Here is an 18,009-nt window from a genome sequence, read left to right as displayed (position 1 = left end):
GGCGTACTTGTTTGTGAGACTGAAGTGCCCTTAGAGCATCCCCTTCCAGCCGTGAGGCTGCATTGCTATAGCCATGGGATCAGGCACCGTACAAGATGAAAAGTGGGCAAGATAATAATTACGACAACGAAAAGATTTTACGAGAATTTTAATGAAAAGAATGTTGATTAACGCAACTCAAAAAGAAGAGTTGCGTGTTGCCTTGGTCGATGGCCAAAAGCTATTTGATCTAGATATTGAAAGTCCTGGACACGAATCTAAGAAGGCAAACATATACAAAGGACGTATCACCCGCATAGAACCTAGCCTTGAAGCTGCTTTCGTCGATTACGGCGCTGAAAGACACGGATTCCTACCTTTAAAAGAGGTTGCCCGCGAATACTTCCCTGAAGGATATACTTACCAAGGCCGCCCTAGCATTAAAGAAGTGTTAGAGGAAGGACAAGAAGTTATCGTACAAGTTGAGAAAGAAGAGCGCGGTAGCAAAGGCGCTGCTCTTACTACTTTTATCTCTCTTGCCGGCAGCTACTTAGTCCTAATGCCAAATAACCCGCGTGCTGGCGGTATTTCTCGTCGCATTGAGGGCGAAGAAAGAACTCAGCTAAAAGCGGCGTTAAGCTCTTTAGAGTTGCCTCAAGGCATGGGCCTGATTGTCCGTACTGCTGGTGTTGGTAAAAGTGCAGAAGAACTAGAGTGGGATTTAAACGTTTTACTCAATCACTGGGGTGCAATTAAACAGGCTTCAGAATCTAACCCTGCACCATTCTTAATTCACCAAGAAAGTAACGTCATTGTCCGTGCAATTCGCGACTACTTGCGTCGTGATATTGGTGAAATCCTTATCGATAGCAACACTATTTACGAACGTGCACTAGCGCATATCCGCCTAGTTCGCCCTGATTTCGTTAACCGAGTTAAGAAATATCAAGGTGAAGTGCCTCTATTTAGTCACTATCAAATCGAAAGCCAAATTGAATCTGCATTCCAGCGTGAAGTTCGCCTTCCTTCTGGTGGTTCAATCGTTATCGACCCAACAGAAGCCTTAACGTCTATCGATATTAACTCGGCTCGCGCGACGAAAGGTGGAGATATCGAAGAAACCGCTCTAAATACCAACTTAGAAGCGGCAGAAGAAATTGCTCGCCAACTGCGTCTGCGTGACTTGGGTGGTTTGGTTGTTATCGATTTCATCGATATGACTCCGGTAAGACACCAGCGTGAAGTAGAAAACCGCTTGCGTGACTCTGTTCGATTAGATAGAGCTCGCGTTCAAATTGGCCGCATCTCTCGATTTGGTCTGCTCGAAATGTCCCGCCAGCGTTTGAGCCCTTCACTAGCAGAAGCAAGCCATCATATTTGTCCTCGTTGTAGTGGTACAGGTGTGGTTCGTGACAATGAATCACTAGCGCTATCAGTTTTGCGCCTTATCGAAGAAGAAGCTCTTAAAGACAATACTTCACAAGTATTGGCAATCGTTCCGGTTCCAATCGCTTCTTACCTTCTAAATGAAAAGCGTCGCTCAGTAAACCACATTGAGAAGAACCAACAAGTTAAGATAACTATCGTTCCTAACTCTGACATGGAAACTCCGCACTTCGAAGTGATCCGTGTAAGAGATGGCGAAGAGCAAGATCTGCTTTCTTACCTAGTTCCTAAGAAACTAGAGGCTATGAAGGAAGCTGAAAGTAAAGAAGTTGCCGAGACTGAAGTTAAAGCGAAGAAAATCGAAGAGCCTGCTCTTAAAGGTTTTGCGTCCCCAGCTCAAAAAGCGCCAAAGCCAAGCCCTGCTGCAAGCACAGCCCAGAAAGCAGAAGAGAAAAGCAAGCCAGGCCTAGTTAGCCGATTCTTCAAAGCCCTAGGTCGCGCTCTATTTGGATCAGAGCCGGAGGCTGTAAAAGAGCCACCTAAGCAACAAGAGTCAACTAAGCAGAGCAGAAATAATAACCAGAAGCGCCGTAACAACCGTAACGACCGTAACGACCAGCGCAGACGCAATACTGCTCAAGACACTAACCGTGATAAAGAACGTCGTAACAAGCGTGACGGACAAGACAATACGGCAAATAAAGAAAACAAACAGCAAAATCGTAAACAGCAGAATCGCCGTAACAAACGAGATGATGTTAAGCAAAACAAGCTAGCGGAAGAAGGTCAACAGCTAGCCGCTGATGCACGCACTAATCAGGTAGAGAAAGCTCCTGAAGAAAAAGCTGCGAAGGTTAAAGAGAAACGCCAAAGACGTAAGCTAAATAAACAAGTTCGTGTTAAAGACCAGCAAGCTTCGAAAAACGCATCACAAGCGAATAAGGTCGAGACAGCAAAACAAGCTGAAGAGACAGTAGAAACTGTGAATCTTGAGCAAGCTAATAACCAAGTCGAAGTGAAGAAGGAAGAGCCAAAACAACGTCGTAGCCGTCGTTCACCTCGTCACTTAAGAGCAAATGGCCAGCGTAGACGTCGTGGACGCGATAGACGCCCTAACCCATTCCGTTTGCGTAAAGGTGGTGTTGCTTCTCCAGAGATGGCGATGGGTAAAGTTATGCCTCGCTATGATTTAGCTAAAAACAATAAGCAAGAAGCTGTTGTGCAGAAGGAGACAATTGAGGTTATCAAACCTCAACTAGGCGGTGTTGCTTGCCCTGAGATGGCAATGGGCAAAGTCGTGATTGCTCGCCCTGAAGTGCAAGTTGTTAAGAATGAAAAGCCTCAAGCAAACTCTGAAGCAACGGTAGAAGCAGTTAAAGCACCTATTGCGCCTCAAGAAGTAGCTCAACCAACTGTTGCTACTGCAAGCAATGCGGTAGTGAGCGTCGCAGAGGCACCAGCTAAAGTATCTAAACCCGAGCCCGCACGTGTTGAAAAAAGCACTGAAGCTAAGATCGAATTGGAAGAGTCACAAATTCTAGTTCCTGAAGCTTTGCAATCACATGCTTCATCGCCGATGGCAAAAGCTCCTGGCCCGCAAGAATTGAAAGAAATTCAAGTAAATGCGGCACCGTTTAGAACAGAAAGGTACGTAGCGAAAGGCGCAGGAAGCCAAGTGGCTCGCAATCAAGCGGGCTCTGAAATGGCGAAGCCCCAAAGCTTTTAACACCCTAGGCTCATAAGCTAATTAAGAAGGTCACCTTAGGTGACCTTCTTCTATTTATTCACAAACTAAATAATTTAACTATCAGGTCATTATTGAAGTCGGTCACAGTTTTGGGTAGGATTTGCCCACTTAATTCCTATATCAAGCCATCAACACTCTGTCATATTCACCTATAATTTGCCTGATATAGTTTAAATATCACTCACATTACAATCAGAACTTACAGTTACAGAGATAGAAGCAGCTTGGCTAGATAGCGTATAAAGCTAGCTCAGCAATATTTCTGAAGCTTATACAGATACCTAACAGGATATAAGACGGCACATAACATGTTTGATTTTTCACAACTTTCTAAGCAATCGCTCAAGAATGACGTTCTCTCAGGATTGACGGTTGCACTCGCATTGGTGCCTGAAGCAGTGGCATTTGCCTTTGTTGCCGGGGTTGACCCAATGGTCGGGCTCTATGCAGCCTTTATTGTTGGTCTTGTTACCTCACTATTCGGTGGACGCCCAGGCATGATTTCAGGCGCGACTGGCTCGATGGCTGTGGTTATGGTGTCCCTTGTTGCAGCTCATGGTATTCAATACCTGTTCGTTACAATACTGTTAGCGGGTATTCTGCAGATTTCAGCAGGTGTATTTAAGCTAGGTAAGTTTATCCGAATGGTGCCTTATCCAGTGATGATCGGTTTTGTTAACGGATTAGCTATCGTTATTTTCCTAGCTCAATTAGGTCAGTTCAAAGCTGCTGACTTAACCGGTGCTTTAACGTGGCTACCGCATGATCAGATGATGATAATGCTAGCTTTGGTTGCGCTAACCATGGCGATTATTTTCTTTTTGCCAAAGCTAACCACAGCAGTACCTTCTTCACTTGCAGCGATCATCATCGTCACTCTAATTGTTCACTTCTTCGGTTTAGATACTCGTACAGTCGTTGACTTCTTAAGAACAATGACGCACAACCCGAATGCGACACTGGCAGGAGACTTACCTACCTTCTCTATTCCTTCTGTCCCGATGACTTTGGATACACTTAAAGTGATCGTTCCATATGCAATTATCCTAGCCGCTATTGGTCTTATTGAATCATTGCTAACGCTAACAGTAATAGATGAAATAACAAATACTCGTGGTAAATCTAACAAAGAATGTATAGGGCAAGGCCTTGCTAACGTTACTTGTTCTTTCTTCGGAGCGATGGGTGGTTGTGCGATGATTGGCCAGTCAATGATCAACGTAAATTCTGGTGGTCGTGGACGACTTTCTGGCTTTGTTGCTGCCGTTGCCCTACTTTGCTTTATCCTATTCACTTCTGCATTGATCGAAATGATTCCTCTAGCTGCTCTAGTTGGCGTTATGTTTATGGTCGTAATTGGTACGTTTGAATGGGCCACATTTAAGTTTGCACGCCGAGTACCAAAGAAAGACTTTTTCGTGATTGTTTTGGTAACTGTGGTTACGGTCATGACCGATTTAGCCATGGCTGTAGCGGTTGGTGTCATTGTTTCCGCGTTAATGTTTGCATGGGATCACGCGAAACATATCTATGCTTCAAGTAGCATCAACGAAGAAGGCTCAAAGGAATATCATATCAACGGCCCGATCTTTTTTGGCTCATCGGCGAATTTCTTAGAGCTGTTTGATGCGGTCAACGACCCAGAAGACGTTATCGTCGACTTCGCGAATTCAAGGGTTGCCGATCACTCAGCGATTGATGCCATCGAGACAATTGCAGAGCGCTACAGCGCTCAAGGTAAAACTCTTCACTTAAGGCACCTGAGCCAAGATTGCCGAGCACTACTGCACAAAGCTGGCAGCCTAGTAGAAATCAACGTAAAAGAAGACCCAAGTTATAAAGTTGCTACCGACGTTCTCGCTGGTTAGTAATTGCAGTTTAAGGTAGATTTAAAGTACCGCCACTTTGGCGGTATTTTTTTACCTACTGAACAGAAAACCAAAGTAGGACTCAGGGCTAGCTTTTTAAGCTTTATCCTTCCAACCTTTCAAATCGCCATGCAACTAAAGCTGTAGCTCAGATGATTTCATATCACAGCATGTTCAAACTGATTTGAGCACTTGCCTTTAAAGCTTAGGTTTAGGTTTAGGTTTAGGTTCAGCACCCTAGATTAGTTTTAAGACCCTATCCAAGTTACCGACCAAAGAATCTTAATTGTCTCCCTAAACGTTCTAAAACCGAGTCCTAAACACCGAATAACGTTTCTTACAGGAATGCACAAAAACGAATCCAAACGACTAGAACTCCTTATGCTAGGCCGAATATTAAAGATAAAAAAAGGCCCTTACGAAGTAAGGGCCTTAAGCAAATTATTTATCTAAACTTGATTAAGCTTCAGCTTTCTCTTTTTTAGATTTAGCTTCTGCTTTCACTTTAGTTTTTTCTGCTGGCTTTTGGTCATCTTTCTTAACGATAACTGAAGTACCTTCGAAAGTTTCACCTTCAACGTATGCCTTACCGTAGTAAGAATCCGTTAGAACTTCTTTTAGCTCAGAGATTAGAGGGTAACGAGGGTTTGCACCTGTACATTGGTCATCGAATGCGTCAACAGATAGAGTATCTAGTTGAGCAAGGAAGTCCGCTTCGTTTACGCCTGCGTCTTTGATTGAAGTTGGGATATCTAGCTCACGCTTCATCTCTTCTAACCAAGCTAGTAGACGCTCAATTTTCTGAGCCGTACGGTCACCAGCCTGAGATAGACCTAGGTGATCTGCAACTTCAGCATAACGACGACGTGCTTGTGGACGGTCGTACTGAGAGAATGCAGTTTGCTTAGTTGGGTTGTCGTTAGCGTTGTAACGAACTACGTTAGAAATTAGTAGAGCGTTAGCTAGGCCGTGTGGCAAGTGGAACGCGTTACCAATTTTGTGTGCCATAGAGTGACATACACCTAGGAAAGCGTTCGCAAACGCAACACCGGCGATAGTCGCTGCATTGTGAACTTTTTCACGAGCGATTGGGTCGTTTGCACCATTTTTGTAGCTTGATGGTAGGTACTCTTTAAGCATCTTAAGAGCTTGTAGAGCTTGACCGTCTGAGTACTCGTTCGCAAGAACAGATACGTAAGCTTCTAGAGCGTGAGTGATTGCATCGTAACCACCAAATGCTGTTAGAGACTTAGGCATATTCATTACTAAGTTAGCGTCAACGATAGCCATGTTTGGTGTTAGCTCGTAGTCAGCTAGAGGGTACTTAGCACCAGTTTTGTCGTCAGTCACAACTGCGAATGGTGTTACTTCAGAACCAGTACCAGAAGTAGTAGTGATACATACTAACTCTGCTTTCTCACCCATTTTAGGGAACTTGTAGATACGTTTACGGATGTCCATAAAGCGCATTGCTAGTTCTTCGAAGTGAGTTTCTGGGTGCTCGTACATTACCCACATGATTTTCGCAGCATCCATTGGTGAACCGCCACCTAGAGCTAGAACAACATCTGGTTGGAAGCTCTTCATTGCTTCAGCACCTTTCTCTACTACAGATAGAGTTGGATCTGCTTCAACATCAAAGAATGTTTGAACTTCCATGCCTTGCTCTTTTAGCAATCTTTCAATTTCATCAGCATAGCCGTTGTTGAATAGGAAGCGGTCAGTTACTAGGAACGCACGTTTCTTATCTTCTAAGTCACCTAGAGCGATTGGAAGGCTACCACGACGGAAGTAAATTGACTTAGGAAGTTTGTGCCACAACATGTTTTCAGCTCGCTTAGCAACAGTTTTCTTATTGATTAAGTGCTTAGGACCAACGTTTTCAGAGATTGAGTTACCACCCCAAGAACCACAACCTAGAGTCAATGATGGTGCTACGTTGAAGTTATAAAGGTCACCGATACCACCGTGAGTAGTAGGGATGTTGATTAGGATACGAGCTGTTTTAAGCTTGTCGCCAAAGTAACGAATACGGTCAGCGTTAACATCTTGGTTTGTGTATAGGCCCGAAGTATGACCGATACCACCAATTTCAACCATTTTCTCAGCTTGAGCTACTGCGTTTTCGAAAGAAGACGCACGGAACATGCCAAGAGTTGGAGATAGTTTCTCATGAGCGAATTCGTCATCATAAGATACTTCACCGATACCTTCACCGACAAGGATCTTAGTATCTGCTGGAACAGAAACGCCTGCCATTTCAGCAATTTTAGTCGCTGGCTGACCAACGATTTTCGCGTTTAGCGCACCATCGATAAGCAATACTTTACGTACTTTGTCTGCATCAGCTTTGTTTAGTACGTGAGCTTTGTGAGAAGCAAAACGCTCTTTTACTTCGTCATATACTTCGTCCATAACGATAACTGCTTGCTCAGAAGCACAAACAACACCGTTGTCGAAAGTTTTAGACATAAGAACAGAAGCTACTGCACGTTTGATGTCTGCTGTTTCATCAATAACAACTGGTACGTTACCTGCACCTACACCGATTGCTGGCTTACCTGAAGAGTACGCTGCTTTAACCATGCCTGGGCCACCAGTAGCAAGGATAAGTGCAATACCGTCATGCTTCATTAGCGCATTAGAAAGCTCTACAGAAGGCTCATCAATCCAACCGATGATGTCTTTTGGAGCGCCTGCTTCTACTGCTGCATCAAGTACTAGTTTCGCTGCATCGTTAGTTGAATGCTTCGCACGTGGGTGTGGCGAGAAGATGATGCCGTTACGAGTTTTAAGAGAGATTAGAGATTTGAAAATTGCAGTAGATGTTGGGTTAGTAGTTGGAACAATACCACAGATGATGCCAACAGGCTCAGCGATTGTCATTGTACCCATGCTGTCGTTTTCTTCTAGAACACCACAAGTTTTGTCATCTTTATATTGGTTGTAGATGAACTCTGAAGCAAAGTGGTTCTTGATTACCTTATCTTCGACAATACCCATACCCGTTTCTTCAACAGCTTGCTGTGCCAAAGGAATACGAGCTTGGTTAGCTGCTAGAGAAGCTGCGCGGAAGATTGCATCTACTTTCTCTTGAGAAAAAGTTGCGAACTCTTCTTGCGCTGCTTTAACGCGAGTCACGAGTGCGTCTAATTCAGCTAAGTTAGTTACAGGCATATTGTATCTCCTAAATAAATAAAATATTAAAAACTTTTTATTAAGCTAACTGCATATGATTTTAAAACAGGAGTCTTAGTAAATTGCTTTCACGTTTTTGATTATATTGTTTCATGTTGCAAAAAATATTGACTCAGATCAGGTGTGAAATATTCTTTCAGTTATCTGTCATCATTATCTTCAAGCTAATAAAAACCGAGGCTTATCACTTACACTACACTTCGCTTTTACCACATAAAATACTACAAAAAAAACTAAAAGCCTGTACTTATTAAACAACACACTTACGTAAGTTTTTTTCATGTAAGCGGCATTTTACGTGCTGCAGCAACATTAAGGTTTCACTGCTAAACATTCTTTGATCTTGCTCAAGTTTTGAATATTCGTCATTGTCGAATGGCTGAGGAATAGACTCGGAATACCGCTGTTTCTCTTTACCTAACAGGAATTAAGCCTACACTTATATGCATGTCACATAGCAATTAACAATCAACTACTATAAATTGTTTTAATAATAAGGAATGGAGAGCAAGGTTGGCTAACGTGTGGAACTGGATTAAGTCTCGCTTAGGGAAATCATTTGGCATTGATTCACAAAATCGCATACCAGAGTCGCTATTTAGAAGTAGTGTATTGGATAGCGTCAGCGACGGAATATTGGTGTGCGACAATAACCCAGATTCCAACTTTATTTTGTACGCAAATCAGTCGATTCAAGATTTCTTTAACTTAAATAGCAGTGACATCATTGGTCAAAACGTATCGTCGTTATACCAATCAATTTGCTCTGAGGGAGATTGGCGACAGCTAAAACAAGCGCTTGCAACTAAAGAAGCAAAGTCCATCACCATCCCTATAATCGGTGGTGACGAAAAGCATTGGATAACACTTCATCTTGACCCATTACAAGATAAGCAAAATGATCCTACGTATATTGTACTCACTCAGACGGATATCTCTGATTTAAAAGATACCCAATTAAAACTCAAAGTTTCGAACGATAAGTTACATCACTCTTTGTCTGTTCAAGCCAACCAAATTTCTGAACACGAATCTCAAATGCAAGCGTTATTTCAGAACGCGCTAGACAGTATGATTCTGATTGATAACAATCAATGTATCGTTGATGCGAACGAACCAGCATTGGAACTTTTCGGTTACGACATCGATACATTGGCAAGCATTAGCCTCGACAAACTACTGCTGAATCTTGACATAGATTCGCTACAGATCGACGACTCTTCATCATTTTCACACAAAGAGCTTGAGATTAATGGTCTAGTTGGAGTGCAAGCAAATACCAATACCATACCTCTCGTCGGTTATGTGCGTAGAGTTCAATTAAATAGTCAAGACTTCTTCATTTTGATTCTTAGAGACTTGACCAATTATAAAATGACCGAGCAAGAGCTACAAAAGAGTCAATCAGAGCTCGAAGAGTCTGTCCGTCGCTTCAACCTCGCAACCAAAGCGGGCGGCATAGGAATTTGGAACTGGAACTTTTTGACCGATGATGTTGAATGGGACGAGAGAATGTATGAGATATACGGGCTATCACCCGAGACTTGCGTTCCAAATTACGATACGTGGAAAAAAGCTGTTCTACCTGAAGACGCTGAAGCCGCAGAAACAGCGCTTGCTCATGCTAAAGACACCTTAACCCAATTTAACGCTGAATTTAGAATTCAACTTCCTGCTGGAGAAGTACGCTGGATAAGAGCAGCTGCAGATATTATTTTTGACAGCGATTCAAATACCCCTATTGGGATGGGTGGTATCAACATCGATATTACCAAAGAGAAAAATGCCCAGGATTTTTTGCGTCATGAAAGCGAAATTGCACAAGCAGCAAATGAAGCAAAATCAATGTTCCTTGCGAATATGAGTCATGAAATCCGGACGCCAATGAATGGTGTTGTGGGTATGTTGAGTCTGCTTAGTGAAAGCGATATGACCGGTGAGCAACACAATATGGTCAGAACTATTAAGGACTCAGCACTGACACTACTGCATATCATTAACGATATCCTTGACTTTTCCAAAATCGAAGCGGGACAAATGTCACTAGAAAGTGTTCCCGTTGAGCTACCTATGGTTGTAGAAAGAACCTTAGATGTCCTTGGTTTACAAGCAAGCAAAAAGGGTATCGACTTATACGCCACCTACAGTGCAAATCTGCCACGAGTCGTCATGAGTGACAGCGTTCGCTTGAGCCAAATTCTCCTCAATATAGTTGGCAACGCTGTTAAATTTACTGACGGGCAAAACAATACCAGTGGTTTAGTCTGCATACATGCTGAATATAAAGCAAACGGTGCTTCACCCCAAATCGAGATTACTGTTAGCGACAATGGTATAGGCATGACCGACGAGCAGATGTTAAAGCTGTTCAACGCTTTCACGCAGGCTGATACCAGCACGACTCGGCTGTTTGGCGGAACAGGCTTAGGCTTGTCTATTACCAAAACTCTACTCGAGCTCATGGGTGGTGATATCGGTGTACGCAGCGAATATGGTGTAGGCAGTACATTTACAATCCATATTCCTTTTGTTGAAGTTGAAAACCAACCCAAACACACAGACTGCGAAGATATGTTAGGTAACAAACTACTTTTTGTTACCAATGATAAGAGCTTGGTGGAGGCATGTAAGCGAACCCTAAAAGGTTATGAATGTGAAACAACCTTCGTCTCTTCGTTTAGTAGAGCTAGATTCGTACTAGAGTATGCAGAAAACAACTACAATCCGTACAACATTATTGTATTGGGGCCAGACGTTGATCTACAAAAAGTAGCCGAAGAACTCAAGGGACTAAAAGAGGTTATCTCAAGCGATTACAAATTTATAAGAATGACTCAAAATGCTAGTCCTGAAGAATCAATGCAACATACAGGACTCTACCCGTATGCATGTAAACCTTTTAAGCCCAGTGAACTTATCAACCATATTGCCATAGTCACTGGCAAACGCACTCCTGAAGTACTTGAAGATTCCAATGAACAAATAGAGCAAACCCCTGTTGGTAGTGAAATGGGCTTGATTCTCGTTGTCGATGACCAGCCTACTAACCGTGATGTAATGAAACGCCAGCTAAACTTCTTAGGGTTCGAGTGTGAAATGGCCGTACACGGCCAAGACGCGTTAACAAAATGGCAATCGAAACATTTCGATCTTATTCTGACTGATTGTCACATGCCGGTTATGGATGGCTACGAGTTGGCACTGAGCGTACGAAACGCTGAGCACCAAGACCGATCCTTGGGGCATACTCCTATCATCGCCATTACAGCTAACGCTCTCGCTGATGCTTCTGATCAATGTTTATCCTCGGGAATGGATGACTATCTAGCTAAGCCTGTCGAGCTTAAAACGCTAGGTGGTTGCGTTAAAAAGTGGTTACATATCTCGCCTAGACCAGAAAGATCCAATGATGCTGTAATAGTCGACGAAGTAGAAGAACCCATTGTAGAAGTGGAGAATGCTGAAGCTAAAGTGGAACATGAAATCACTAGAGCCACTGATAAGCCTGAATCACCGATTTGTATGCAGTCTCTAGAAGATATTTTAGGTACGTCTGACGATGATATTGTGTACCCACTCTTACAAGGATACTGGGAATCGGTCATTAGTGACGTTGAGGAAATTGACCGTGCCCTTGAAGAAGAAGACGAGCAAAAATTGCAACAACTAGCACATGCAGCGAAAGGAGCAGCTCGCTCTGCTGGAGCAGAAACGATAGCTTCAACATTCGAAGAGCTGCAAAACACGGCATTAGAGAAAGACTGGCCTCATCTAGAAAAAACCGTCGCAAATGGAAAGACGGAACTAGACAAGCTTAAATCGTACTTACAAGAACACTCGATAATAGAATAGAAGGATGTGGCGCTATGGACAACTTCGAGCCCAAAAAATTTACTATTATGGTTGTTGAAGATCATGTGTTTTCACGCAAAGCCTTTGTAAACATGTTAATGCGCAGCGGCTACAAAAAGGTGTTGGCAGCTGAAAATGGTGCAGATGCCATCGAAAAGCTCAATTGCTACTCCGTTGATTTGATTATTACCGATATCAATATGCCTGAAGTTAACGGATTGGAATTGATAAAATCCATACGACTAGGTAAAACAGGTTGCGATATTCACACACACATCATCGCTGTGACATGTCTTTCTGATGCCGCTACCGTGTCTGCTTGCATGACGTTAGAAATAGACTCCTTTTTGGTAAAACCAATCACCGTCAAAAACGCTCAAGACAAAATTAAACTGGCAGTTTCTCAGCCACGGGTGCTTTATCAACAACATTTGTATGAAAGCGTGAATACCACAGTCAGGTTAGAGGAAAATAAAGGAAAATCGGCTAAGAAGTCCCCAGAACAAAACCAGGAAGTACAATGCGAATACTTCACACCACGTAAGATGGCAGATTTAAAAGAGGGCATGACCCTTGTGGATGATTTGTGCATGATAAACGGGGGGTGCTTGCTTAAGGCTGGAACACAGTTAAATGGCAAGTTGCTACATCGTCTGTACGAGCTAAGCAGCATCATTGAATTGGGAGACATAAGAGTTCGCGTTGATCAGAAAAAAGCGGCTAACAATACCTAACTTACTAATTTATAAAAAACTATATTTCTCGTACTAAAATAGAAACTAGAATACAATACGGCTCTATGTATTGATTATTTGTATATCTAAATAAGACCAACCATTTAGATAACTAATTTTGTCGAGTCTAAAGCTATGTCCCCTGTAGAGACTGCTATTTTTCTTCAATTTTTTTTAGGCTTAGTCGCAGCCGTTAATCCTGTTGGTGTAATGCCTGTCTTTGTTTCTTTGACGACTCATATGTCTGAGGAGGAAAAAAACAAGACGGCTTTAACTGCTAACTTTGCCGTCGCCGTCATTCTCGTGATATCCCTTCTCGGCGGCCAGATGCTACTAGATATGTTCAGTATTTCTTTGGACTCTTTCCGAGTCGCGGGTGGACTGCTGCTTTTAAGCATCGCATTCTCGATGATGAGCGGTAAGCTTGGTGAAGACAAACAAAACAAACAAGAGAAGTCGGAATATGTCAGCCGAGAGCAAATAGGTGTAGTTCCACTTGCGATGCCTCTAATGGCCGGACCGGGCGCAATAAGCTCGACAATAGTCTACGGCTCAAAGTATCCAACTACCCTAGATACACTTGGGATCATCATGACCATCAGCGCATTTTGTTTTTGTACGTGGCTGCTATTTCGATCTGCGCCCTACATTGTTAAGTTTTGCGGGCAAACGGGAATAAACGTCATTACGCGGATCATGGGTTTGATATTGGGAGCTCTGGGTATCCAATTTATCGTTGAAGGTTTAAAACAACTTCTTCCTGGTTTAGCGTAAGCTGTCGAACATAAAAGTGAAGCTAGGCCAATATAACCTAGCTTCTATACCACTTAAACTTCGAACAATCAGGCTACTTTTCTGACAATATAATTCGTAGTGTACGCCTTAGAGGCTCCGCGGCTCCCCAAAGCAATTGATCACCAACAGTAAATGCATTGAGGAAGTCGTCTCCCATAGCCATCTTACGCAATCGACCTACAGGTACAGACATCGTGCCAGTAACAGCCGCAGGTGATAACTCTTGAGCTGTGATATCACGTTCGTTTGGAACAACTTTTACCCAATCATTGTGAGTTGAAATAATTTCTTCAATTTCATCCATAGGCACATTTTGTTTCAACTTGATGGTCAGTGCCTGAGCGTGGCAGCGCATTGCACCAATTCTCACACAAGTACCGTCAATAGGAACTGGCGCGCCTTGAGTGCCTAAAATTTTATTGGCTTCAACGCCCGCTTTCCACTCCTCTTTACTCTGCCCGTTATCGCGTTTTACATCAATCCATGGGATCAAAGAGCCAGCCAGAGGCACTCCAAATTGGTCAGTTGGGAACCTAGATGAACGCAAAGTACTAGCAACCACTTTGTCTATTTCTAGAATAGAAGAGGAAGGATCAGCAAGCTTAGTGCTTACACTGTCATTAATAACACCCATTTGGTTTATAAGCTCACGCATGTTTTGCGCTCCAGCACCTGATGCCGCTTGGTACGTCATAGCGCTAGCCCATTCCACCATGCCTTTCTCGTACAAACCACCCAATGCCATTAGCATTAAGCTTACAGTACAGTTGCCGCCGACGAAGGTATTCGTGCCCGAATGGATGCCCTGCTGTATTTGAGCTAAGTTGACTGGGTCTAAAGTAATAATGGAATCTGCATCCATTCTAAGTGTCGATGCAGCATCAATCCAGTAGCCTTTCCAACCACTTTGGCGCAGATTAGGGTAAACTTTCTCTGTATATCCACCACCTTGACAAGTGATGATGGCATCTAGTGTTTTTAAACTTTCTATATCGAAAGCATCTTGGAGCAGGCCTGCATCTTTACCAAAATTTGGAGCTGAGATACCAACCTGAGAAGTACTGTAGAAAACAGGCTCAATGACATCAAAGTCCTTTTCTTCTACCATTCGTTTCATCAACACCGAGCCAACCATACCACGCCAGCCAATCAGACCCACTCTCATCTTTAACACTCCATCATTATCTCAAATACGAATCTTTGCTAAGACATTCCAACACAAGCTTAGCCCTCCCATACTTGATTTTTTAGTCGAAAACTTCAAGACCTATTTGTCATTAATTCGCCACAAAATCCAAACGCCACTGATATTATATGGTTAAGTTATATTCCTCCTTACATCAAATTGCCTTTTGCCTATCTATGGAAGCAATTTGGAGCGATGATTTCACAGCAAAACAATCAAGTTCAGCATCAATTTCAACACTAATAACTGATAAACATGACCTAGATAATATATGTGACCAACTTTCAATAGGTTATCGATATATGCTCACAGTATTTTACATTTCTATCGATATCTCTTGGTGAATGTTGTAGAGTGCTCTGCGCATTTTTAGGAGGAAAACGTTTTCTTCGCTCATAAATTAGACAAGAGGTTCTTTATGAAGCAAGCTAACCCGCGATTGCCGAGTCTAGCTCAAGTAATTATTTCTTTGGGCTTGTTCTTACTCATGGCGTTCTCATTTACCGCCAAACTCGGTTTACCCATTCAGCTGGCACTCTACATTGGTTGGTTCATCATTATGGCTCTAGGCGTATGGCTCGGCCATACTTACAAAGAGCTGGAAAAGTCAGCATTAAATGGAATTTCAAATGGACTTGGAGCAGTTCTTATATTGCTCGCAGTGGGTGCGTTAGTTGGCACTTGGATTGTTGGTGGTATCGTACCAACTATTATTTATTACGGACTAAAAGCCATTCACCCTTCAATTTTTCTACTGGCCACAATGATCATTTGTTCAATGACATCACTGGCTACTGGAACATCATGGGGCTCTGCTGGTACTGCTGGTATTGCAATGATGGGTATTGGCCAAGGTTTAGGTGTTCCTGCGCCGATAACTGCAGGTGCTGTGCTATCAGGTTGCTATTTTGGCGACAAGATGTCTCCGCTTTCTGACTCAGTCATTTTAGCGTCTTCAATGTCAGGCGTTGAAGTTGTGGAACACATTCGTGGCATGCTGCCAATTGCGTCTATCAGTTATGTTATCACTGGAATAATGTTTACAGCGTTTGGCCTTCACTATAGTGGTCAGCTAGATACATCACAGGTGCAAACCGTTATGGATACCATGCAGCACCACTTTGACATTACTCCTATTTCCTTTATTCCTGTTATTGCTGTACTCGGCTTGCTCGCACTGCGTATGCCTGCATTCCCCGTGATTAGCTTCGGTGCTCTGCTTGGAATGATATGGGCAGTGTTATTTCAAGGCAGCGATTTCTTACTTGCTTTCCATGCAGCATGGGAACCACAAACCATTGATACTGGTGTGAAGTTTATTGATGCGATTTTGAATCGTGGCGGTATGTACTCAATGCTTGGCTCAGTGGCGGTTATCGTGTTTGGTTTAGGTTTTGGCGGACTGCTGGAAAAAGTGGGCGTACTAGATACCATTGCCAAGCTATTTGAACATAAAGTTCAATCTAGCGGCTCTCTAGCAACCAGTACTATTGGCACAGCCTTTCTAGGCAATGTATTTGGCTCTGCTATGTACGTATCTTTGATCCTCACGCCAAAAATATGCGCTAAAAACTACGATAGACTCGGATATCAAAGAAAGAACCTTTCTCGTAACGCTGAGTTTGGTGGCACGTTGACATCAGGCATGGTCCCTTGGAGTGACAATGGCATTTATATGGCTAGCATCTTAGGTGTTGCGACACTCTCCTATGCACCATATATGTGGTTAAGCTTCGTGTGTATCATTATTACAATTGTGACTTCTTATATGGGCTGGTTTGTCGACAAATGCGAACCTAAAGAAGCACTTGGTAGCGATGAAGACAACGGTGATATTCCAATGGTGCCCAAGCACCAATCAGCTTAACTGCAAAACATGACTCTAAGTAAAAAGCGACTTGTTAATAAGTCGCTTTTTCTTTTTTACTCATTTTCTTTGATATATCCAGTCGCTGCACCAACCGCTCTATCCAACCGAACACTAAGCTCCTGCAGCATTTGACTTGTAACTGGCTCATTATCTTTCAATGATTTTTCTATCTGATAGGCTGTTTCTCGTAAGTCATTGGCGCCAATATTCGCTGCCACACCTTTTAAGCTATGTGCTTTTCTTAGCGCCTTATCATGATCTGAGCCGATGAATGTCTTCAGCAATTGAACATCTTCTTTGTGGTCTTCAATAAACACATTTAATAGAAGGGCAACGGAATCTCTATCACCACCTAAAGAATCTGTCAGCTTTTCAAAATCAATAGCACTATTATTACTCACCTCTTCAGTATTAAGCTCAACTGACTCAACCGCTGCTGCTGAGCGTGTATTCTCAGGAGGTTGAGCAACCTCAGCAGCTGTTCTGACTACAGGGGATGGTTGGCTTATTTCTGGACCTGTTGTTGCTAATGCCTGCGGTATATCGGTTGTTGTTTCAACTGCTTTCGGGGTAGGCTTGCGGCCTCGAGAAAAACTAAGCGCAAAGATGCAAAAGCCACTAAACGCAACAATGATGATGATATACATACTAAGGTAGTGATGATATTCCTCTTCCAAAACAAAAATTTGGTCTTGGATTGAATTATTTAGCAGTTTTTCAACAAGATAATTGCTTTGAGCGTAGCTGCCTAACACCGTTGAAATCTGTCCAAGCACTTGTTGCAACTCTTTGCCTTGTTCTGCAGGTAAACTCTGAGAAAGTAAAAATACTTTGTCCAAGGCGCGATATACATCAGGACTACCATTTGAGTCACTATAGAGTGCTTCGAGTACATAACTACTCAATTGAAAATACACTGTTTGCAGTTGCTCTTGGCTTACATATTTCTCGCGAGTGTCTCTTAACCTATTCACTAACGTGACAACATCTGTTTCTGAGCGGACATAACTGCGAATATGTTCAATATATCGATCAATTGTGTACAAGGCTTGATTGATATCAGGATTAACGAATCCGTTAGAAAGCTCCGTTTCTAGCTTAATTCGCATTATGTAGATTCTTTGGATAATGACACTGATTTTGTCGAGTTGATTGGTTCGAAATGGCGCATCGTAAACTAAAATAGATTGAAGCTCATCGACATTTTTTGCCATTCTCTCAAGCATCTGCATAGAGGAAACATTTGCGCGATAGTTCACTGAAATCGCGACAATTACTAGAGCCCAAACAATCGCAACAACCCAAGCCCAACGTATCTTTTTATATCCCTTTACCATCTAAGCTCCACTCCATTAGCTTTCTGTGAGCTCTAAGCCAACTAACTCAGCATCAGA

At 42.8% G+C, this 18,009-nt stretch carries 9 protein-coding genes; 6 read left to right on the top strand and 3 right to left on the bottom strand.

Going from position 1 to position 18,009, the window contains the following annotated elements; genetic code table 11:
• Positions 1–151: 151 nt before the first annotated feature.
• Both rne and L7A31_RS09755 read left to right on the top strand, forming a co-directional pair.
• Positions 152–3,091, top strand: coding sequence for a ribonuclease E (gene rne / locus L7A31_RS09760; RefSeq protein ID WP_237361324.1), 2,940 nt, complete (start codon positions 152–154; stop codon positions 3,089–3,091).
• 329 nt (positions 3,092–3,420) lie between these two features.
• Positions 3,421–4,980, top strand: coding sequence for a SulP family inorganic anion transporter (locus L7A31_RS09755; protein ID WP_237361323.1), 1,560 nt, complete (start codon positions 3,421–3,423; stop codon positions 4,978–4,980).
• A gap of 459 nt (positions 4,981–5,439) precedes the next feature.
• On the opposite strand, the gene adhE is transcribed toward L7A31_RS09755, so the two are convergent.
• Positions 5,440–8,157 carry a bifunctional acetaldehyde-CoA/alcohol dehydrogenase gene (adhE, locus tag L7A31_RS09750; RefSeq protein WP_237361322.1) on the bottom strand — a complete coding sequence of 906 codons (2,718 nt, stop codon included), beginning with the start codon at positions 8,155–8,157 and terminating at the stop codon, positions 5,440–5,442.
• Between the two features lie 543 nt (positions 8,158–8,700).
• On the opposite strand from adhE, the gene L7A31_RS09745 reads away from it, so the two are divergent.
• The 3 genes from L7A31_RS09745 to L7A31_RS09735 all read left to right on the top strand — a co-directional run bounded on the left by L7A31_RS09745 (position 8,701) and on the right by L7A31_RS09735 (position 13,538).
• Positions 8,701–12,030 carry an ATP-binding protein gene (locus L7A31_RS09745; RefSeq protein WP_237363543.1) on the top strand — a complete coding sequence of 1,110 codons (3,330 nt, stop codon included), beginning with the start codon at positions 8,701–8,703 and terminating at the stop codon, positions 12,028–12,030.
• 14 nt (positions 12,031–12,044) lie between these two features.
• Complete coding sequence (locus tag L7A31_RS09740; RefSeq protein ID WP_237361321.1) at positions 12,045–12,764, top strand: response regulator; 720 nt, start codon at positions 12,045–12,047, stop codon at positions 12,762–12,764.
• 135 nt (positions 12,765–12,899) lie between these two features.
• Positions 12,900–13,538: a YchE family NAAT transporter gene (locus tag L7A31_RS09735; RefSeq protein ID WP_237361320.1), complete on the top strand. Its 639-nt coding sequence runs from the start codon at positions 12,900–12,902 to the stop codon at positions 13,536–13,538.
• A 73-nt stretch (positions 13,539–13,611) separates the two neighbouring features.
• Here L7A31_RS09735 and asd read toward each other — a convergent pair whose 3' ends face one another.
• On the bottom strand, positions 13,612–14,724 hold the full coding sequence (gene asd / locus L7A31_RS09730; RefSeq protein ID WP_237361319.1) for an aspartate-semialdehyde dehydrogenase: 1,113 nt from the start codon (positions 14,722–14,724) through the stop codon (positions 13,612–13,614).
• 439 nt (positions 14,725–15,163) lie between these two features.
• On the opposite strand from asd, the gene nhaC reads away from it, so the two are divergent.
• A complete protein-coding gene (gene nhaC, locus L7A31_RS09725) occupies positions 15,164–16,612 on the top strand; it encodes a Na+/H+ antiporter NhaC (RefSeq protein ID WP_237361318.1) in 1,449 nt (482 codons plus the stop codon).
• A 56-nt stretch (positions 16,613–16,668) separates the two neighbouring features.
• Here nhaC and L7A31_RS09720 read toward each other — a convergent pair whose 3' ends face one another.
• Complete coding sequence (locus L7A31_RS09720) at positions 16,669–17,952, bottom strand: Hpt domain-containing protein (RefSeq protein WP_237361317.1); 1,284 nt, start codon at positions 17,950–17,952, stop codon at positions 16,669–16,671.
• Between the last annotated feature and the right edge of the window lie 57 nt (positions 17,953–18,009).

The organism is Vibrio marisflavi CECT 7928, from assembly GCF_921294215.1.
Classification (GTDB): domain Bacteria; phylum Pseudomonadota; class Gammaproteobacteria; order Enterobacterales; family Vibrionaceae; genus Vibrio; species Vibrio marisflavi.
Note: the sequence above shows the minus strand (reverse complement) of the source record. Positions and strands in the feature narration are given on the sequence as shown.

Excerpts from the sequence above, each read along its gene's own strand:
- rne (WP_237361324.1), top strand. The coding sequence starts at position 152 with ATGAAAAGAATGTTGATTAACGCAACTCAAAAAGAAGAGTTGCGTGTT.
- L7A31_RS09755 (WP_237361323.1), top strand. The coding sequence starts at position 3,421 with ATGTTTGATTTTTCACAACTTTCTAAGCAATCGCTCAAGAATGACGTT.
- adhE (WP_237361322.1), bottom strand. The coding sequence starts at position 8,157 with ATGCCTGTAACTAACTTAGCTGAATTAGACGCACTCGTGACTCGCGTT.
- L7A31_RS09740 (WP_237361321.1), top strand. The coding sequence starts at position 12,045 with ATGGACAACTTCGAGCCCAAAAAATTTACTATTATGGTTGTTGAAGAT.
- L7A31_RS09735 (WP_237361320.1), top strand. The coding sequence starts at position 12,900 with ATGTCCCCTGTAGAGACTGCTATTTTTCTTCAATTTTTTTTAGGCTTA.
- asd (WP_237361319.1), bottom strand. The coding sequence starts at position 14,724 with ATGAGAGTGGGTCTGATTGGCTGGCGTGGTATGGTTGGCTCGGTGTTG.
- nhaC (WP_237361318.1), top strand. The coding sequence starts at position 15,164 with ATGAAGCAAGCTAACCCGCGATTGCCGAGTCTAGCTCAAGTAATTATT.
- L7A31_RS09720 (WP_237361317.1), bottom strand. The coding sequence starts at position 17,952 with ATGGTAAAGGGATATAAAAAGATACGTTGGGCTTGGGTTGTTGCGATT.